Below are 18,600 nucleotides of genomic sequence, written 5' to 3' on the forward strand. Positions count from 1 at the left end.
CAACCACCAGTGGCTTGCCGATGAATCTGCTCGATCCGCAAGGGCCCGTGGCCGCTGGCAACAGCACCATCCTGGTCGATTCCATCTTCATCATGCTGGTGATCGTGGTGCCGACCATTTTTGCGATTCTGGCTTTTGCGTTCTGGTTTCGCGCCTCGAATCCGAGGGCGCGCTACCAGCCGGAGTTCGTCTATTCCGGCCGCGTCGAGATGGTGGTGTGGTCTATTCCGGCGCTCACGGTGATCCTGCTCGGCGGCGTCGCCTGGATCGGCTCGCACCAGCTCGATCCCGCGGCACCCGTGCCGGGCACCGGCAGCCCGGTGCGGATCCAGGCCGTCTCGCTCGACTGGAAATGGCTGTTCATCTATCCGGACCAGCGCATCGCCACCGTCAACACGCTGACGGTGCCGGCCGGCGCCGAGCTGAACTTCCGGCTGACGTCCTCGAGCGTGATGAACACGTTCTTCATTCCGCAGCTCGGCAGCATGATCTACACCATGAACGGCATGGTGACGAAGCTGAACCTGCGCGCCGACAACGAAGGCAAGCTTCAGGGCCTGTCCGCACATTTCTCCGGCGACGGTTTCCCGGACATGATGTTCGACGTCAACGTGATCTCGCCGCTCGCCTTTCCGGACTGGGTCGCGAATACGGCGAAGACGGATGCCGTGCTGAACGAGGACAGCTACAAGAAGCTGATGCAGCAGGGCATCGAGAAGGGCAGGCCGGTCTACCGCCTCGAAGACCCGCGCCTGTTCGATCTGATCGCGACCCAGCACATTCCGCCCGGGCCCGGGCCGGAGCTCGCCTCCGAAGCAGGCCGGTCGCACAGTGGAGGCCATGATGCTCGGTAAGCTCGATTGGTCGGCCATTCCGTTCGACCAGCCAATTCCGCTCGTCGCCGGCGCGGTGGTGCTGGTCGCGATCTTCGGCGTGCTGGGCTGGGTCGTGGTGAAGGGATATCTGCCCTATCTCTGGCGCGAATGGATCACCAGCGTCGATCACAAGCGCATCGGCGTCATGTACATCCTGCTGGCTTCGGTGATGCTGCTGCGCGGCGGTAGTGACGCCATCATGATGCGGATCCAGCAGGCGGTGGCCTATCAGTCGCAGGGCTACCTGCCGCCGGAGCACTACAACCAGATCTTCTCGGCGCACGGCACCATCATGATCTTCTTCGTGGCGATGCCGTTCGTGATCGGGCTGATGAACCTCGTCGTGCCGCTCCAGCTCGGCGTGCGCGACGTTGCCTTCCCGACGCTGAATTCGGTCGGCTTCTGGCTGACGGCGACCGGCGCGCTCTTGGTCAATGTCTCGCTCGTGGTCGGCGAATTCGCGCGCACCGGCTGGCTCGCCTTTCCGCCGCTGTCGGAATTGTCCTATTCGCCCGGCGTCGGCGTCGACTACTACGCCTGGTCGCTGCAGATTTCCGGTGTCGGCACGCTGGTGGCCGGTATCAATCTCGTCACCACCGTGCTGAAGCTGCGCACCAAGGGCATGAATTACCTGCGCATGCCGATGTTCTGCTGGACCACGCTGGCCTCGAACCTCCTCATCGTCGCGGCGTTCCCGATCCTCACCGCGACGCTCGCGATGCTGCTGCTCGACCGTTATCTCGGCTTCCACTTCTTCACCAACGAGGCCGGCGGCAACGTCATGATGTTCATGAACCTGATCTGGGCCTGGGGCCATCCCGAGGTCTACATCCTGGTGCTGCCCGCCTTCGGCATCTTCTCCGAGGTGGTCTCGACCTTCTCCGGCAAGGCGCTGTTCGGCTACCGCTCCATGGTGCTCGCGACCATGGCGATCTGCGTCGTCTCCTTCATGGTCTGGCTGCACCATTTCTTCACGATGGGGGCGGGGCCGAACGTCAACGCCATCTTCGGCATCGCCAGCATGATCATCGCTGTGCCGACCGGCGTGAAGATCTACAATTGGTTGTTCACGATGTATGGCGGCCGCATCCGCTTTGCGACACCGATGCTGTGGGCGGTCGGCTTCATGGTCACCTTCATCATCGGTGGGTTGACCGGCGTGCTGCTCGCGGTGCCGCCGGCCGACTTCATCCTCCACAACAGCATGTTCCTGGTGGCGCATTTCCACAACGTCATCATCGGCGGCGTGCTGTTCGGCGCTTTCGCCGGCTTCGAATATTGGTTTCCCAAGGCGTTCGGGTTCCGTCTCGACGAACGCTGGGGCAAGGCGGCGTTCTGGTTCACCTTCACGGGCTTCTACGTCACCTTCATGCCGCTCTACATCGCCGGCATGCTCGGCATGACCCGGCGCATGCAGCACTATAACGTCGCGGCCTGGCGGCCCTGGATGATCATCGCTGCATTCGGCATGGCCGTGCTGACCATGGGCGTGATCTGCCAGATCGTGCAGCTCGTGGTCAGCATCCGCAATCGCGAGGCGCTGCGCGACCGCACCGGCGATCCCTGGGACGGTCGCTCGCTGGAATGGGCGACCTCGTCGCCGCCGCCGGTGTTCAACTTCGCCTTCAACCCCGATGTGCGCGGCGAGGACGCCTATTGGGACATGAAGGCGCGCGCGAAGCAGCAATCGCTCGCGCACGAGACGCCGGATTATCAGGACATCGAGATGCCCCGGAATTCCCCGACCGGGTTCGTCTGTGCCTTCTTCGCTACCATCATGGGCTTCGCGCTGATCTGGCACATCTGGTGGATGGTGATCCTGGGCGGCCTCGGCGCTTGGGCGACCTTCGTCGTGTTCGCCTGGCGCGACCATGACGAATACGTCATCCCGGCCGGGGAGGTCGCCCGCATCGACCGCGCCAATATCGACGAGCGACGCAACCTCGTCAGCATGGCGGGAGCAGTCTGATGGCGATGACCGCGACCGTAGGCCATTCGCACGCCGATCCCCATCACGTCGGCCTCGTCATCGAGCATCCCGGTCCCGCGCCGAAGCGGATCGTGACCGCCTACGGCTTCTGGATATTCCTGCTCTCTGACATCGTGATGTTCTCCTGCTTCTTCGCGGCCTATGCGGTGCTGTCGGGCCAGACCGCCGGCGGCCCGAAGGGCTCGGAGATCTTCGAGCCGAGATACGTCGCGATCGAGACGGTCTGCCTGCTGCTGTCGAGCTTCACCTGCGGCATGGCCAGCATCGCGGCCGACGTGCGCAACCGGTTCTGGTTCTATCTCAGCATGACCGCGACCTGCATGCTCGGGCTGATATTCCTCGTCCTCGAGTTTCGCGAATTCGCCGACCTCATCGCGCGTGGCTATGGCCCGTCGCGGAGTGCGTTCCTGACCGCGTTCTTCTCGCTGGTCGGCTGCCATGGCCTTCACGTCTCGGCCGGCGTGCTGTGGCTGCTCACGATGATGGCCCAGGTCTTCGCCAAGGGCTTTCGTGCCGACATCCTGCGCCGGATGCTGTGCTTTGCGCTGTTCTGGCACGCGCTGGACATCATCTGGGTCGCGGTGTTCTCCGTTGTCTACCTGCTTGGGAGTGGCGTATGAGCGATCAGGCCCACGCGCGGACCGACCATGACCTCGCTCCGGGCGAGGAAGAACAACACAGCGTCGGTACCCGCATCCTCGGCTACGTCGTCGGCCTCGTCCTGGCGCTGCTGCTCACCGCGACGTCGTTCTTCATCGCCGGCACGGATCTGGTCTGGCAACCTTCCATCCCCGTCGCGCTGATCGTGCTGGCGATTGCGCAGATGGGCGTGCACCTGGTGTTCTTCCTGCACATCACCACCGGACCTGACAACACCAACAATGTGCTGGCACTCGCCTTCGGCGTTCTGGTCGTCTTTCTCGTGATCGGAGGCACCGTCTGGATCATGGCGAATCTCAACGCCAACATGCCGCCGATGGACCAGATCATGCGGATGCAGTGACGGACCCCGCACAAAAAGAAAGAGCCGCTCGTTTGTGACAAGCGGCCCAAGTCTAGGGAGGAAACGCCCAAGCAAAGACAATCGGCCGAGGCCGGATTGCTGCCAAGGAAACGCTCGCGCGAAGCGCTTGCGTCTCTTCATAAGTGCAGCAACCGCCGCTGAAGTTCAATTCCGGATCAATACGGTCCCGATCTACCACTCACGGGTGCGTGAGGGAACTTCTTCACTTTGGCCGGCGGCAATTGTAGGCCTTGCGGAAGCCGGCCGCCTGGGCGTCGTCCTCCGAGCAGAACCAGCGGTCGGGCTTGGTGGTCGCGGGATAGCTCGGGCATCCGCGCAGATGATAGATGCCGATATTGCCGGTGACGCGGGCGCGCACCGCGAGCTTGCCCTTGATGCTGCAGCTGGGGGGCATGGTCAGCTCCTCCGGAAACAGTACGGCGCGGATCTCCTTGTCGCGGTCGGGCCGGCAGGCAGCTCCCAAGAGTGCGCCGTCCTTCTTGCCGCTCCGGAAATCCTGCGGCGCAACAAAACAGCCCTTCCAGATCCCGGCGGCCGTCGTCTTGGCTTCGTTGGCTGCGGGCTTGACGTTGGCCTTGATCGGCTCGCGTGCGAGGGCAAAGCCGAGCTTGATCAGCTGCTCGTTCAGGCTGGCCTTGTCGCCCTCGGCCGTGCAGATGGCGCGGTGGCGCTTGCCGAAGCTCTTTTCCGGGCCGACGTCGTCGCAGCGCACCGTCCGTTTGTTGATCAGCTTGGCCAGCTGGTCGCGGGCCTCGATGCCGCAGGCCCAGGTATCGGCGTGATCGTCGATGCAGACCTGGTCCAGCTCGGGTGCATCGACGCCGTCGAGCCGGTAGGTGACATCGCCGAGCTGGACCGAGTTGCCGTCACGGGCCGTCGCGGCGCCGGTCAGCGCGGAAACTGGTCCGGACCAGGCCAGAAATCCGGACAGGGCGAGAAACGAAACGAGCGCAAAAGCGCGGGCGGCGGCAAAGAATTTCTGGAAGGACATACGGTCTCGCTATCGATGGCTCGTCCGCCCCGTTCCTAGCACCCGGCTGTGGCGAGACCAATGGTCTGCGCCTCGCGAAGTGCGACATTCCGGCCCCGCGGCTTTACTCCGCCGTCGCTCTGCCCCTATCGTTCGTCGGCCTCGCTGACGCGCAAGGCCGAATCGCCCGGTAAGCGGCGAGGGGGAGGACCAGGTTGCAATGAAAGACCCCGTGGACGTCCTGATCATCGGCGCCGGCGCTTCCGGCGCGGCGGTGGCGTGGTCGCTGGCCGAGACCAAGATGCACATCCTCTGCCTGGAGCAGGGCGGCTGGATGAACCCGGCGGAATATCCCAGCACCGGCCGCGACTGGGAGGCCAAGTTTTACGGCGAGTGGTCGTCGAGCCCCAACGTCCGTGGCCGGCCCGAGGACTACCCGATCAACGATGACAATTCTCCCATCAAGGTCGTCAACTACAATGCGGTCGGCGGCTCGACCGTGATGTACACCGCGCACTGGCCGCGGCTGCACCCTTCCGATTTCAAGGTGAGGACGCTCGACGGCGTCGCCGACGACTGGCCGATCGACTACGACGCGCTGACCCCGTTCTTCGAAGAGAACGACCGCATGATGGGCACGTCGGGCCTGTCGGGCGATCCGCTGTCGCCGCTGACGCATCCGCCGATGCCGCAGCAGCCGATGGGCCTGTCCGGCGCCATCATCGGCAAGGCCATGAACAAGCTCGGCTGGCACTGGTGGCCGTCGGACACCACGGTCGCGACAATGGACTACGAGGGCCGGGCGCGCTGCATCAATCTCGGCCATTGCACGCCGGCCTGCGCGCAAGGCGCAAAATCCTCCACCGACATCACCTATTGGCCGCATGCGATCCGCGCCGGCGTCGAGCTGCGCACGCATTGCCGGGTGCGCGAGATCACCACCGACGAGAACGGCATGGCCTCGGGCGTGGTCTATTACGACAAGGACGGCATCGAGCAGTTTCAGCGCGCGCATGTCGTCATCATCGCCTGCAACGGCGTCGGCACGCCGCGGCTGCTGCTCAACTCGGCGTCCGGCCGCTTCCCCAACGGGCTTGCCAACTCATCGGGTCTCGTCGGCAAGAATTTGATGTTTCATCCCTATGCGCAGATCTACGGCTATGTGAAGGAGCCGACCGACTCCAACCGCGCGCCGCCGACCTGCCTGTGGAGCAAGCAATGGTATGACACCGACCTGTCGCGCGGTTTCGTGCGCGGCTATGGCGTGCAGTTCGTGCGCGGGGCCGGGCCGGTATTCGAGGCCGTGGTCAGCGAGCAGAAGGGCATCTTGCCGTGGGGCGAGGATCACCATCGCGTGTTCCGCAAGCTCAACGGCCACCGGCTCGGTTTCTCCGCAATCTGCGAGGATCTGCCGGAGGAGCACAATCGCGTCACGCTTGATCCGGTGCTGAAGGACAGTCACGGCATTCCCGCGCCGAAGGTCGACTACACGATCAGCGAGAACAGCCGGAAGATGATGGAGCATGCGCTGGCGCGCGGCCGCGAGTTTCTCGAGACCGCCGGCGCGAGCGACATCTGCGTCAACTCGCCGATCCCTTGGGGCGGTTGGCACCTGCTCGGCACCGCGCGCATGGGCACCGACCCCGAGCGCTCCGTCGTCAACGAATGGGGCCGCTCGCACGACGTGAAGAACCTCTTCATCGTCGACGGCAGCATCTTCGTCACCTCGGGCGGCGTGAACCCGACCTCGACCATCCAGGCACTCGCGCTCTACATCGCCGACCAGATGAAGCAGCGCCTGGCCAATTTGTTCGATTGAGGCTGTGATGTCCGCAGACAACCAACTGACACGCAGGCAGCGCGACGATCTCCGCGCCATCGCCGCGATGATCATTCCGGCCAGCGACGAGTACAAGGTGCCGGGCGCCGATGATCCCGCGATCCAGGCCGACATGCTGGCAACGCTCGGTCGCGATACCAAATTGGTGGCGGCGGCGCTGGATCACCTGGCGCGGCTCGCCGGAGCCCCGCTCGCCGAGCTCGATGCCGCCAGGCGCGATGCGGTGGCGCAGGAGTTTCGCAAGAGCGGCGTTGCCGCCGCAACCCTCGTCCGAGTCGTGCTGCAATGCTATTACCGCGACGACCGCGTGCTGGGCTCGCTGGGGATCGAGGTGCGCGCGCCATTCCCCAAGGGCCATGTGCTTGCGGACGGGGACTGGTCGCTGCTCGATCCGGTCAAGCGGAGAGGCGGCTCGCTGCGGCGGGCGCCCTAGCCATCTGGGCAGTCCAGCCTTGCGCTCCAGGCGGGCATCTTGCGCGGCAGGAAACAGGCCACCATCTGTGTGAGCCTTCAAGGACTCTTGCCATGTTGGACTTCACCTCAGATATCGCCGATGACGCAGCGTCATCGCGAACGACGGCGTCTGCTCCGGTCGATGACCGGACGCTGCTGGACGCCTATTCCAATGCCGTGATCGATGTGACGGACCGCGTCGGCCCTGCGGTTGTGCGGGTTGAGACCGGTCCCAAGGTGCCGAACGGCCGCGAGCGCGGCGGGCTCGGCTCCGGCATCGTGATCTCGCCGGACGGGCTCGTGCTCACCAACAGCCATGTGGTCGGCACCTCGAAGGAGATCCGGCTGCGCGACGTCGAGGGCCATGTCGGCGACGCCCAGGTGCTCGGGATCGATCCCGACACGGATCTGGCGCTGCTGCGCGCCAACGGCGTGCGCCATCTGCCCTATGCCGCGCTCGGCGACTCCAAGACGTTGCGGCGCGGCCAGCTCGTGATCGCCATCGGCAATCCGCTCGGCTTCGAATCGACCGTGACGGCCGGCGTGGTCTCGGCGCTCGGCCGCTCGATCCGCTCGGTGAGCGGGCGCACCATCGAGGACGTGATCCAGACCGATGCCGCGCTCAATCCCGGCAATTCCGGCGGGCCGCTGGTGTCGTCGCATGCCGAGGTGATCGGCATCAACACGGCGATCATCAACGGCGCGCAAGGAATCTGTTTTGCGGTCGCCAGCAACACCGCGCAATTCGTGCTGTCGGAGATCATCCGTCACGGCTATGTCCGCCGCGCCTATATCGGCGTTGCCGGACAGACCGCGCCGGTCCCGCGGCGGCATGCGGTGCTGGCCGGGGTCGAGAACAAGATGGGCGCGCTCCTGATGCAGATCGAGCCTGACGGGCCGGCGGCCAAGGCGGGCCTGTTGCCCGGCGACGTCGTGATCAGGCTCGACGGCGTCGAGATCGATGGCGTCGACGACCTGATCCGCGTGCTCGACCGCGACCGGATCGGCCGGCGGCTCGCCATGGACGTGCTGCGCCTCGGCCGCCTGCGGGCGATCGACATCGACCCGGTCGAGCGCAAGCCGGCGCGCTGACTACTCCGCCGCCGCGGCAAAGCGGCTGTTGTCGAGCTCCGCTTGCAGCCGCGCCGTCTCGGCCGCCGCCAGCTTGACGTTGGCGTCCTTGACGTGGCCGAAGCCGCGGATGGTTTCCGGCACGCGCGCGAGCCGCGCCAGCAGCGGGATCTGCTCCGGCTTCAACCCTGTGATCCGCTGATCGATCATCGCCAGATAATCCGCGATCAGCTTCCGCTCGGTCCGGCGCTCCTCGGTGCGTCCGAACGGGTCGAACGCGCCGCCGCGCAGGAATTTCAGTTTGGCGAGCACGCGGAAGGCGTGGATCATCCAGCTCCCGAACTCCTGCTTCTGCAGATGTCCGGTCGTCTTGTCGCGCTTGGCGAAGATCGGCGGTGCCAGGTGATACTTCAGCGTGAAGTCGCCGTCGAATTTCTCCGACACTTTCCTGGCGAAGCTGCCGTCGGTGTAGAGGCGGGCGACCTCGTATTCGTCCTTGTAGGACATCAGCTTGAACAGGTTCTTTGCAACTGCTTCCGTGAGCTCGGTTGACCCGGGCGAAGCCGCGCTCTCCGACTTGCGGACCTTGGCGACGGCTGCGAGGTAGCGGTCGGCATAGGCCTTGTCCTGATAGAAGGTCAGGAATTCGGCGCGGGTCGCGATGATGTTGTCGAGCGATTTGGCTGCCGTGGATGCCCGGGCCTTGAACTGGAGCACGCTGCGCACGCGCGACATGTCGTGGGCGGCAAGGCGCCCCCAGGTGAAGGCGAGCTTGTTCATCTCGATCGCGGCGCCGTTGATCTCGATGGCACGGAACAGGGCCTCCAGCGACAGCGGGATCGCGCCCTTCTGGAAGGCGAAGCCGAGCATGAAGGGATTGGTCGCGATGCTGTCGCCCATCAGACCCGCGGCGATGCCCGTGGCGTCGAGGATGTCGAGGTTGTTGTCGCCGACGGCGTCGCGCAGCACGGTCTGCATCGCGCCCATCTCGAAATCGAGATCGGGATTTTGCACGAAGCTCGCGGTCGGCTGCAGATCGGCGTTGATGTAGGCCTTGGTCACGCCGCGCTCGGCGCGGCTCAGCGCCGTGGGGCCGGCCGAGACGACCATGTCGCAGCCGAGGATGACGTCGGCGCCGCCGGTGGTGATGCGGACCGCGGAGATGTCCTCCGGCTTCGGTGCGATGCGGACGTGGCTCATCACCGCGCCGTTCTTCTGCGACAGGCCGGTGAAGTCGAGTGCCGAGCAGCCGCGGCCGTCGACATGGGCGGCCATGCCGAGCAGTGCGCCGATGGTGATGACGCCGGTGCCGCCGATGCCGGTCACGAGGATGTTGTAGGGGCCGTCCAGCTCACGCGCGGGGGGCAGCGGCAGATCGGCGAACAGCTGGCCGGAATCGACCGCCGAGGTCTTCATCCGCTTCAGCGAACCACCATGCACGGTGACGAAGCTCGGGCAAAAGCCCTCGACGCAGGAAAAATCCTTGTTGCAGTTCGACTGGTCGATCTGGCGCTTGCGGCCGAACTCGGTCTCCAGCGGCTGCACCGAGACGCAGTTCGAGGCCTGCGAGCAATCGCCGCAGCCTTCGCAGACCAGCTCGTTGATGAAGGCGCGCTTGGCCGGATCCGGATAGAGCCCGCGCTTGCGGCGGCGGCGTTTCTCGGCGGCGCAGGTCTGGTCGTAGATGATGACGGTGAGGCCCTTGATGTCGCGCAGCTCGCGCTGCACGGCGTCGAGCTCGCGGCGGTGGTGAATGGTGGCGCCTTGCGGGAAGAAGTTGCCTTGCGGGTACTTGCTGGGATCGTCCGAGACGATCGCGAGCCGCTTGACGCCCTCGGCCCAGACCTGATGGGCGATCTGCGCGACGTTGAAGGCGCCTTCGGCCGGCTGGCCTCCGGTCATCGCGACAGCGTCGTTGTAGAGGATCTTGTAGGTGATGTTGATGCCGGCCGCCGAAGCTGCGCGCAGCGCCAGCAGGCCGGAATGGGTGTAGGTGCCGTCGCCGAGATTCTGGAAGATGTGCGTTTCGGTGGTGAAGGGCGACTGGCCGATCCAGTTCACGCCCTCGGCGCCCATATGGGAGATCAGATCCGTGCGACGGGTCGGCATGCTCAGGGCCATGCCGTGGCAGCCGATGCCGGCCATGGCGCGGCTGCCCTCGGGCACGCGCGTCGAGGTGTTGTGCGGGCAGCCCGAGCAGAAGAACGGCGTGCGCGCGAGCTTGATCGGCGCGCTGGTCGTGACCGGATTGTCGAACGCCTCGAGCCGCGCGAGGCGCTGCTCCAGCACGGGACTGTGATGGCCGAGCTTGCGCAAGCGCGCCACCAGCGCGCCAGCGACGATGGTCGGCGTCAGCTCGCCCTCGCTCGGCAACAGCGGCGCACCGCGCTCGTCGCGTTTGCCTGTGATGGTCGGACGCTTTGAGGCATCGACGTTGTAGAGGATGCGCATCAATTGGTCTTCGATGAAGCCGCGCTTCTCCTCGACCACCAACACATCCTGAAGGCCTTCGGCGAAACGCTTGGCACCGCTTTCCTCCAGCGGCCAGGTCAGCGCGACCTTGTAGATGCGCAAGCCCAAATCCTGCGCGTCCTTGTCGGTGATGCCGAGGTCGGCAAGTGCCTGGCGTAGATCGAGATAGGCCTTGCCGGTGGCGACGATGCCGAGCCGCGCGGGCTTGGAATCGAGCACGATGCGGTCGAGCTGGTTGGCGCGGGCGAAGGCCTGTACCGCCGCCATCTTCGGCCCGAACAGCCGCTTCTCTGCCTCCAGCGGCGGATCGGGCCAGCGGATGTTGAGGCCGCCGGGCGGCATCTCGAAATCGTCGGGCAGCACGATCTTGACGCGTTCAGGGTCGCTATAAATCGAGGCCGAGCTCTCGACGGTTTCGCTGATCGCCTTGAAGCCGACCCAGCAGCCGGAGAAGCGCGACAGCGCAAAGCCGTAGAGGCCCAGGTCGAGATAGTCCTGGAGCGTGGCCGGATTGATCACCGGGATCAGCGCTGCTGCGAACACCTGCTCGCTCTGATGCGCCAGCGTCGAGGACTGGCAGCCATGGTCGTCGCCGGCGAGCGCGAGCACGCCGCCATTGAGCGAGGTGCCGGCCGCATTGGCGTGCTTGAGCGCATCCACCGAGCGGTCCACGCCCGGGCCCTTGCCGTACCAGATCCCGAACACGCCATCGACCTTGGCGCCGGGAAACAGGCCGACCTGCTGACTGCCCCAGACGGCGGTGGCGGCGAGGTCCTCGTTCAGACCGGGGACGAAGGCGATGTCGTGCTGCTGAAGGTGCGATTTCGCGCGCCACAACGCGTGGTCGTACATGCCGAGCGGGGAACCGCGATAGCCCGAGATGAAGCCGCCGGTGTTGAGGCCCTGAAGCCGGTCGCGTTCGCGCTGCAACATGGGCAGGCGGACCAGGGCCTGCGTGCCGGACAGGAAGATCCGCTTCGATTCGAGCCGGTATTTGTCGTCCAGCTCGACCTGCAACAGCGTCATTTCGGAAGCCCTCGTCTTTCGTTCGGCGGGAGTTTTGCGCTGCGGGAAGGAGTGCGGCTGCGCGACGCGAATTGTGACAGTCAAAAGGATGGGCCAGCGAAGTCAATACGGCTAGCCGCATCCTTGGCGCTCCTGCTAGTCATGGCTTGCACGCGGAGAGCGCCATGACTGCAAACGCATTCGACACCGAGATCACGGAGACGGCCGAGGCCCTGATCGGGCCGTGGCGTCAGCCACGCCAGATGCTGCAGGCGCAGACCTACGACGCGCACGCCTCGATCCATGACGACGCCACCGCGCAGAAGCTCGGCTTCAAGGGCGGCACCATCGAGGGCCCGACGCATTTCAGCCAGTTCGCGCCGCTCGGCGAGCGGCTGTGGGGACAGGCCTGGTTCGAAACCGGCTGCCTTTCCGCGCATTATCGCAGTGTCTGCTACGAGGGAGAGGAGGTGCAGGCGATCCTGTCGAAACCGCTGCCTGCTACGCGCCAGTGCCAGATCCAGATGGTCAAACGCGACGGCACCGAGGTGCTGCGCGGCACGGCCTCGGTCGGCGATGCGCCGGTTGCGACCGCGCTCGAGACGCGCCTCGGCGAGCTCAAGCCGCTCACGGATCCCGTGATCCTGCGCGACGTGAAGGTGGCGCAGACGAGCAAGCGGCAGTCGGTGCGCATGGCGCTCGACCAGAACATGGGCGACCTCTATCCGTTTTCCCTTCGGCAGAAACTCGCCGTCATCACCGAGAGCTCGCCCTACTATTCGGGCACGGATAATCCGTGGGGCAAGCCCATCATCCCGATGGAGATGCTGAGCGTGCTGTTCCAGTACCGCTCCAAGGACGATCCGCTGCCGGCCAAGGGCCCGGCCGTCGGCCTGTTCGCCGACCAGGAGATCCGTCTGGTGAAAGGGCCGCTCTTCGAGGGTGAGGAGTATGAAGTCGAGCGCGAGGTGGTCGCGCTCTCCGGCAGCCGCCGCACCGAAAGCGCCTGGGTCAAGACGCGCGTGTTCGACAAGGCGGGCGCGATGGTCGCGACCATGCTGCTCAACGCGGCAACGCTGAAGGAGTCCTACGCCCCGTATGAAGAAGAGCATCGGCGGCTGTATGGGGCAGGGTCGTAGGCGCAAGGTGTCGCGGCGGAGGCCGCTCACCCTTTAAGCAAATGCACGTCGCAAAGCCGTCGCACAGGGAATGAGCAGACGCCGATCGCTGGCGTAACCTGCTGACCAGACGACGAATTCCCTCGCCGCCCACGCGCCATCGCAATTGTACACAATGGCACGGCGCTTGCAGAACTCCCGACCAAGAGAGTTCTCGCGGGGCCGTCATGTTGAACTCAGCCAAGCCGACAAAGGGCGTCGTCAGCGCCGAGCCCGAGCCGATCACGCTCGACTGGCCCGCCACCGCGCTTCTCATCATCGACATGCAGCGCGATTTCATGGAGCCCGGCGGTTTCGGCGAGACGCTGGGCAACGATGTCAGCCAGCTCGCGCGCGCGGTGAAGCCGATCGGCGCGGTGCTGACGGCGGCGCGCGACACCGGCATGCTGGTCATTCACACGCGCGAGGGGCACCTGCCCGATCTCTCCGACGCGCCGCCGGCGAAGGTCGAGCGCGGTGCGCCGAGCCTTCGCATCGGCGATCCCGGCCCGATGGGGCGCATCCTGATTCGCGGTGAGGCCGGCCACGACATCATTCCCGAGCTCTATCCGCTCGACAGCGAAATCGTGATCGACAAGCCCGGCAAGGGAGCGTTCTACGCGACCGAGCTCGGCGAGGTCCTGGAGAAATACGGCATCGAGAATTTGCTCGTGTGCGGCGTGACCACCGAAGTGTGCGTCAACACCACGGTGCGCGAGGCCAATGACCGCGGCTATCGCTGCGTCGTCATCGCCGACGGCTGCGCGTCCTACTTCCCCGAGTTTCACGAGATGGGCCTGAGGATGATCAAGGCCCAGGGCGGCATCTTCGGCTGGGTCGCGGATTCAGCCGCAGTTCTGGAGGCGATGAAGATTTCGACCACATAGGGGGTATTATCATGAGCACATTGACGGGGACGGCCGGCAGTTCTGATCTGAACAAGTCTGGATTCAAGCCGGCGCTATGGACATCGGGCGACTGGAACGCGCTTTTCGGCTTCGGTACCAATATCCTCGTCAACATGCTGGTGCTCACGGGCCTGTTGCGCTTCGTGCTGAAGATGCCAGATAGCCTCGTGTTCGGCCGCATCCTGCCCGCGCTGGGGCTGATGATGTGCCTCTCCACCTTCTATTACGCCTATCTCGCCTACCGCCTCGCCCAGAAGACCGGCCGCAACGACGTCTGCGCGCTGCCGTCGGGCGTCAGCGTGCCGCACATGTTCATCGTCACCTTCGTGATCATGCTGCCGATCACGCTCAAGACCGGCGATCCGCTCAAGGGCTGGTCGGCGGGCCTCGTCTGGGTGTTCTTCCAGAGTTTCATCCTGATGATCGGCGGCTTCATCGCGCCGTTCATCCGCAAGATCACGCCGCGCGCGGCGCTGCTCGGCACGCTCGCCGGCGTCTCCGTCACCTTCATCTCGATGCGGCCGGCGCTGGAGATGTACATGACGCCGCAGATCGGTCTCGTCTGCTTCGCCATCATCCTGGTGAGCTGGTTCGGCGGCGTGAAATACTGGCGCGGCATTCCCGCTGGCCTCGTCGCGATCGCGGCCGGCATGATCATCGCCTGGGGCTCGAACCTGTTCGGGCTCGGCCTCGGCGGCCTGAGCATCGCGGGTGTCGGCGCAGCCTTTGCCAATTTCGGCTTCTCGGTGCCGATCCCGGCGGTCGGCTACGTCTTCTCCGGCTTCGAGTTCCTCGGCATCATCCTCGTCACCGCCATTCCGTTCGGCATCTACGACCTCGTCGAGGCCATGGACAATGTCGAGAGCGCGGAAGCGGCCGGCGACGACTATCCGACCACGCGCGTGCTCACCGCCGACGGCGTCGTCAGCCTGATCGGCTGCCTGATGGGCAATCCCTTCATCAACGCCGTCTATATCGGCCATCCCGGTTGGAAGGCCATGGGCGGCCGGATCGGTTATTCGGCTGCAACCGGCATCATGGTGGTGGTGCTGTCCTGGTTCGGCATCATCTCGGTGCTGCTGGCGCTGGTGCCCGTCGTCGCGATTTCGCCGATCCTGCTCTATATCGGCATGCTGATCGGCGCGCAGGCGTTCCAGACCACGCCGGTCAAGCATGCGCCCGCGATCGTGCTGGCGCTGACGCCGCATCTGGCCGCGTGGGCCAAGCTCCAGATCGACACGATGCTGGGCTCTACCATGAACGCGGCGGCCAGTGTCGGCGGCATGGCGGCCGACAAGGCCGATGCAGTCAAGGCCGCCGCGATCGCCGCGCTGCCGCAGCAGGGCGTGTTCTATCACGGCCTCGAGGTGATGGGCGGCGGCTCCATCCTCGGCGGTCTCATCCTGGGTGCGATCGGCGTCTTCATCATCGAGCGCGATTTCGAGAAGGCCTCGGCGTTCGCGCTGGTCGGTGCGGTGCTGACTTACTTCGGCTTCATGCATGGCGAGGCCGTCGGCATCGGCGGCGGTTTTGGCGTGACCCCCGCGGTCGCGCTGGCCTACGCCGTGATGGCCGCCGGCCTGTTCGCCGCCAGCAAGCTCGGCACCACCGAGCACTACGCCGCGCATCCGGAGATGTCGGCCGCGCCGGCGGAATAGGGCGAAATCGCAACAAAAAGCGGCTGGGCGCGAGGAGGCGTCCGGCCGCTTCGTTTTTTATCCGCCCTTGACCGCCCCCGCCGTGAGCCCGGCCACGATCTGCCGCTGCGCCAGCACGGTGAGCAGCAGCACCGGAAAGGTGACGATCAGCGCAGCGGCGGCCAGCGGTCCCCAGCTCAGCTGGTCGAACGAGATCATGTTGTAGACGGCGACCGGCAGCGTGCGGGTCTCGCGTCCCGCCAGCACGATGCCGAACACAAAATTGTTCCAGGAGAAGATCACGGCGAGAATGAAGGCGACCGCGATGCCGGGCCTTGCAATCGGCAGCGCGACGTGGCGGAAGACCTGCCAGCGGCCGGCACCATCGATCAGGGCGGCTTCCTCCAGCTCCATCGGCGTCGTCTCGAAATAGCCGATCATGATCCAGATCACGATCGGCACGGTGACGACGAGATGGATGATGATCTGCGGCACCAGCGTGCCGAGCAGGCCGAGCCACTGGAACAGCAGGAACAGCGGGATCAAATACGACAGTCCCGGCGTGATGCGGGCGATCAGGATCACGATCGCGGATTTGTGCGCGGCCATGCGCGCGATGCCGTAGCCGGCGGGGACGCCGACCATCAGCGCCAGCACCGTCGCGCTGCCGGTGACGATCAGGCTGTTGATGAAATAGGTCAGGAAGCGGTTGGAGGCGAGCACGTCGGCATAGTTCTTCCAGGCGATGCGATCCGGAAAGAACACCGGCGGGTAGGCCGCATTGTCGACCTCGAACTTGAGCGACAGCGAAAGCATCCAGAGGAAGAACAGGATCGCCGGCGAGACGATGACGAGCACGGACAGCCACAGGCCGATTTTGCCGATGATCTGGCGGGGTGTCATGCGCCGCTCGCGATCTCGGTCCACAGCATGCGCTGGCGGGCGTAGAGCATCACCGCCGCGAGCAGGACGATCAGCAGGAAGAACACGACCGCGATCGCCGAGCCGTAGCCGAGGTCGTAATAGGTGAAGGCGACGCTGTAGAGATAGATGTTGATCGTCTCCGATGCCGAGCCCGGTCCGCCTTGCGTGATCGCGAAGATGATGTCGAAGCTCTTGACCGCGTCGATCATGCGGATCATGCCCGCGATGAACAAAAACGGCATGATCAGCGGCAGCGTGATGAAGCGGAACACCTGCCAGAAGCTGGCGCCGTCGATCTGCGCGCTCTCATAGGGCTCGGTCGGGATCGCGGCGAGGCCCCCGAGCACGATCAGCATCACCAGCGGCGTCCACTGCCAGGTCTCGACCAGCACCAGCGAGGGAATGACGGTCGCGGGATGAAACACCCAGAGCTGCGCGGGAATCCCAACCAGCGACAGCAGGTAATTCAGCACGCCGAGCTGCGGGTGGAACATCATGGTCCAGACCAGCGCGATCGCCACGGGCGTCGCCATCATCGGCATGATGAAGACGCCGCGCAGAAATCCCCGGCCGGCGAAATTTTGGTGAAACACGACGGCGGAGAGTGTGCCGAGGATCAGCGGCAGCACCACCGACAGCACGGTGTAGACCAGCGTGTGGCCGACCGCCTCGAGAAAGCGCGGATCGCTGGTGAGCCGCAGATAGTTCGAGAACCCGACGAACGTGGTGGGCGAGCCGACCTTCCACTCGTTCAGGCTCATCCAGATCGTGAACACCCACGGGAAGATGATGATGGCGAGCACGACGACCAGCGCCGGCACCACGAACGGCCAGTAGGATGGCGGCCGCAATTCCTTCTCCGGCGCGGCCTCGGTCGAAGCCGCGGCCGGAGTCGATTGTATCAACGCACTCACGCCTTTTCGCTACGCTCCAGGATCGGCCGATACTGTTCGTGCGCCTTCTTCAACTCGGTCGCGGGATCGGCGCCCGACAGGGTCGAGGTGAGCGCCGCGCCGACGAGATCGCGGAATTCGGCCACCGGAATGACGACGGGCAGGCCGAGCTTGCTGATCTTGGCGGAATCGATCACCGATTGCAGCCACTCCTTGGGCATCTTCACGCCGCTCTGGATCTCGGGATCGTTCAGGATCGAGTTGCGGAACGGCACGCCGCCGCCGGCCTGCAGCAGCCGCGCGCCCTGCTTCTTCGAGACCACCCATTGGCAGAGCAGATAGGCGGCTTCCCTGTTCTTGCTGGCCGCGGCGATGCCGATGCCGTCGCCATAGGTGGCCGAATATTGCCCCTTCGGTCCGGCCGGCACGACGGTGTAGCCGACCTTGCCGACCACGCGCGAGGCGGCGGGATCCTCCAGCGGCGGCGCCCAGCCGACGCCATCGATCCACATCGCCGAACGTCCTTGGGTGAAGGAAGCCATCGACTCCATCCAGTTGAAGCCGGCGACGCCGGGCGGGGCGACCTTGGTCAGCAGCGTCTGATAGAGCTTCGTCGCCGCGACCGCTTCCGGGCCGTCGGTCTGGATATTGCCCTTGGCGTCGAGGAATTCGCCGCCGTAGTTGAGGAAGAAATTCGTCCACAACGTCATGTTGGCGTTGCGCAGGCCGCGCCCGACGAAGCCGTAGGTGCCGTCCTTGGCGTCCGTGAGCTTTTCGGCGGCCGCGACCATCTCGTCGAAGGTCTTGGGGACCGCGACGCCCTTCTTCTCGAACAGCTCCTTGTTGTAGTAGAGGATGAAATAATCGACCGACCAGGGCAGCGACAGCATCTGGCCCTTGTCGTTCTTGGCGTATTGCAGGCCCGCGGCCGAGAAGTCGCTTTCGACGAGATCCGGCGCGGTCAGCGTCGGGTCCTTCATGAACGGCGTCATGTCGGCGAGCCAGCCGGCTTTCTCGAACTGCCGCTTCTGCACGTGATAGCTGAGATGCACGACGTCGAAGCTCGGCCGTCCCGAGGTCAGCTCGATCACGACCTTCTGGCGCTGCTGCTGCTCGGGGATCTGCTCGGACTCGACCTGGATGCCGGTGAGCTCGGTGAACTCCTTGATGTTCTTTTGCAGGTTGTCGCCGCGCGGACCCTTGGCGAGGATCACCTCCAGCTTGGTGCCGGCGTATTTCTTCCAGTTGACCTCGGCGCGGGCCGGCACTCCGGTCAGGCCGAGCGCGCCGGCCGCGGCGGTGCCCTTGAGCAGCGTGCGGCGCGAGATGTTGTAGTTGGCCAATTTAGGTCCCTCCCTCTGATTCATTTTCTTTGGAGGGG

Annotated in this window: 15 protein-coding genes; 10 read left to right on the forward strand and 5 right to left on the reverse strand. The window is 65.1% G+C overall.

Annotated elements, in window-relative coordinates; all coding sequences use genetic code 11:
- Nucleotides 1–20 precede the first annotated feature (20 nt).
- The 4 genes from BDOA9_RS14825 to cyoD are packed head-to-tail and all read left to right on the forward strand — an operon-like array spanning nt 21 to nt 3,868.
- Nucleotides 21–854 (forward strand): ubiquinol oxidase subunit II, encoded by an 834-nt coding sequence (locus BDOA9_RS14825; protein WP_025034727.1) that lies wholly within the window; start codon nt 21–23, stop codon nt 852–854.
- Nucleotides 844–2,844 carry a cytochrome o ubiquinol oxidase subunit I gene (gene cyoB, locus BDOA9_RS14830; RefSeq protein ID WP_025034728.1) on the forward strand — a complete coding sequence of 667 codons (2,001 nt, stop codon included), beginning with the start codon at nt 844–846 and terminating at the stop codon, nt 2,842–2,844. The genes BDOA9_RS14825 and cyoB overlap by 11 nt, the downstream gene beginning before the upstream one ends.
- Complete coding sequence (locus BDOA9_RS14835; RefSeq protein ID WP_025034729.1) at nt 2,844–3,485, forward strand: cytochrome (ubi)quinol oxidase subunit III; 642 nt, start codon at nt 2,844–2,846, stop codon at nt 3,483–3,485. Before cyoB ends, BDOA9_RS14835 begins: the two co-directional genes overlap by 1 nt.
- Nucleotides 3,482–3,868: a cytochrome o ubiquinol oxidase subunit IV gene (gene cyoD / locus BDOA9_RS14840; protein WP_025034730.1), complete on the forward strand. Its 387-nt coding sequence runs from the start codon at nt 3,482–3,484 to the stop codon at nt 3,866–3,868. The genes BDOA9_RS14835 and cyoD overlap by 4 nt, the downstream gene beginning before the upstream one ends.
- A gap of 223 nt (nt 3,869–4,091) precedes the next feature.
- Here the strand turns inward: cyoD and BDOA9_RS14845 are convergent, their stop codons facing one another.
- Nucleotides 4,092–4,880: a thermonuclease family protein gene (locus tag BDOA9_RS14845; RefSeq protein ID WP_025034731.1), complete on the reverse strand. Its 789-nt coding sequence runs from the start codon at nt 4,878–4,880 to the stop codon at nt 4,092–4,094.
- Nucleotides 4,881–5,079: 199 nt separating this feature from the next.
- Here BDOA9_RS14845 and BDOA9_RS14850 point away from each other — a divergent pair, with 199 nt between their 5' ends.
- The 3 genes from BDOA9_RS14850 (at nt 5,080) to BDOA9_RS14860 (ending at nt 8,244) form a co-directional block, all read left to right on the forward strand.
- The gene (locus tag BDOA9_RS14850; RefSeq protein ID WP_025034732.1) at nt 5,080–6,678 is read left to right on the forward strand and encodes a GMC family oxidoreductase; all 1,599 of its coding nucleotides are present in this window, start codon (nt 5,080–5,082) and stop codon (nt 6,676–6,678) included.
- 7 nt (nt 6,679–6,685) lie between these two features.
- Complete coding sequence (locus BDOA9_RS14855) at nt 6,686–7,132, forward strand: hypothetical protein (RefSeq protein ID WP_025034733.1); 447 nt, start codon at nt 6,686–6,688, stop codon at nt 7,130–7,132.
- A 92-nt stretch (nt 7,133–7,224) separates the two neighbouring features.
- Nucleotides 7,225–8,244 carry a S1C family serine protease gene (locus tag BDOA9_RS14860; RefSeq protein WP_025034734.1) on the forward strand — a complete coding sequence of 340 codons (1,020 nt, stop codon included), beginning with the start codon at nt 7,225–7,227 and terminating at the stop codon, nt 8,242–8,244.
- Here BDOA9_RS14860 and BDOA9_RS14865 read toward each other — a convergent pair whose 3' ends face one another.
- Nucleotides 8,245–11,721 (reverse strand): indolepyruvate ferredoxin oxidoreductase family protein, encoded by a 3,477-nt coding sequence (locus BDOA9_RS14865; RefSeq protein WP_025034735.1) that lies wholly within the window; start codon nt 11,719–11,721, stop codon nt 8,245–8,247.
- A 164-nt stretch (nt 11,722–11,885) separates the two neighbouring features.
- Between BDOA9_RS14865 and BDOA9_RS14870 the strand changes: the two genes are divergently transcribed.
- From BDOA9_RS14870 to BDOA9_RS14880, 3 genes are all read left to right on the forward strand, one after another.
- Nucleotides 11,886–12,839 carry a hypothetical protein gene (locus BDOA9_RS14870; protein WP_025034736.1) on the forward strand — a complete coding sequence of 318 codons (954 nt, stop codon included), beginning with the start codon at nt 11,886–11,888 and terminating at the stop codon, nt 12,837–12,839.
- A 206-nt stretch (nt 12,840–13,045) separates the two neighbouring features.
- Entirely contained in the window at nt 13,046–13,744 is a 699-nt protein-coding gene (locus BDOA9_RS14875; RefSeq protein WP_025034737.1) for a cysteine hydrolase family protein, read from the forward strand.
- Between the two features lie 11 nt (nt 13,745–13,755).
- Nucleotides 13,756–15,423, forward strand: a complete 1,668-nt coding sequence (locus BDOA9_RS14880) for a hypothetical protein (protein ID WP_025034738.1) — start codon at nt 13,756–13,758, stop codon at nt 15,421–15,423.
- Nucleotides 15,424–15,480: 57 nt separating this feature from the next.
- Here BDOA9_RS14880 and BDOA9_RS14885 read toward each other — a convergent pair whose 3' ends face one another.
- From BDOA9_RS14885 to BDOA9_RS14895, 3 genes are read right to left on the reverse strand one after another with little or no spacing between them, the layout of a single operon-like run.
- Nucleotides 15,481–16,305: a carbohydrate ABC transporter permease gene (locus BDOA9_RS14885; protein ID WP_025034739.1), complete on the reverse strand. Its 825-nt coding sequence runs from the start codon at nt 16,303–16,305 to the stop codon at nt 15,481–15,483.
- The gene (locus BDOA9_RS14890) at nt 16,302–17,240 is read right to left on the reverse strand and encodes a carbohydrate ABC transporter permease (protein ID WP_025034740.1); all 939 of its coding nucleotides are present in this window, start codon (nt 17,238–17,240) and stop codon (nt 16,302–16,304) included. Before BDOA9_RS14890 ends, BDOA9_RS14885 begins: the two co-directional genes overlap by 4 nt.
- Entirely contained in the window at nt 17,237–18,586 is a 1,350-nt protein-coding gene (locus tag BDOA9_RS14895) for an ABC transporter substrate-binding protein (protein ID WP_042336089.1), read from the reverse strand. The genes BDOA9_RS14890 and BDOA9_RS14895 overlap by 4 nt, the downstream gene beginning before the upstream one ends.
- Nucleotides 18,587–18,600: the final 14 nt, after the last annotated feature.

Source organism: Bradyrhizobium sp. DOA9, assembly GCF_000617845.2.
In the GTDB taxonomy this organism is placed as follows: Bacteria; Pseudomonadota; Alphaproteobacteria; order Rhizobiales; family Xanthobacteraceae; genus Bradyrhizobium.

Coding starts and splice junctions, on each gene's coding strand:
- BDOA9_RS14825 (WP_025034727.1), top strand. CDS start 21: ATGAATCTGCTCGATCCGCAAGGGCCCGTGGCCGCTGGCAACAGCACC.
- cyoB (WP_025034728.1), top strand. CDS start 844: ATGCTCGGTAAGCTCGATTGGTCGGCCATTCCGTTCGACCAGCCAATT.
- BDOA9_RS14835 (WP_025034729.1), top strand. CDS start 2,844: ATGGCGATGACCGCGACCGTAGGCCATTCGCACGCCGATCCCCATCAC.
- cyoD (WP_025034730.1), top strand. CDS start 3,482: ATGAGCGATCAGGCCCACGCGCGGACCGACCATGACCTCGCTCCGGGC.
- BDOA9_RS14845 (WP_025034731.1), bottom strand. CDS start 4,880: ATGTCCTTCCAGAAATTCTTTGCCGCCGCCCGCGCTTTTGCGCTCGTT.
- BDOA9_RS14850 (WP_025034732.1), top strand. CDS start 5,080: ATGAAAGACCCCGTGGACGTCCTGATCATCGGCGCCGGCGCTTCCGGC.
- BDOA9_RS14855 (WP_025034733.1), top strand. CDS start 6,686: ATGTCCGCAGACAACCAACTGACACGCAGGCAGCGCGACGATCTCCGC.
- BDOA9_RS14860 (WP_025034734.1), top strand. CDS start 7,225: ATGTTGGACTTCACCTCAGATATCGCCGATGACGCAGCGTCATCGCGA.
- BDOA9_RS14865 (WP_025034735.1), bottom strand. CDS start 11,721: ATGACGCTGTTGCAGGTCGAGCTGGACGACAAATACCGGCTCGAATCG.
- BDOA9_RS14870 (WP_025034736.1), top strand. CDS start 11,886: ATGACTGCAAACGCATTCGACACCGAGATCACGGAGACGGCCGAGGCC.
- BDOA9_RS14875 (WP_025034737.1), top strand. CDS start 13,046: ATGTTGAACTCAGCCAAGCCGACAAAGGGCGTCGTCAGCGCCGAGCCC.
- BDOA9_RS14880 (WP_025034738.1), top strand. CDS start 13,756: ATGAGCACATTGACGGGGACGGCCGGCAGTTCTGATCTGAACAAGTCT.
- BDOA9_RS14885 (WP_025034739.1), bottom strand. CDS start 16,305: ATGACACCCCGCCAGATCATCGGCAAAATCGGCCTGTGGCTGTCCGTG.
- BDOA9_RS14895 (WP_042336089.1), bottom strand. CDS start 18,586: ATGAATCAGAGGGAGGGACCTAAATTGGCCAACTACAACATCTCGCGC.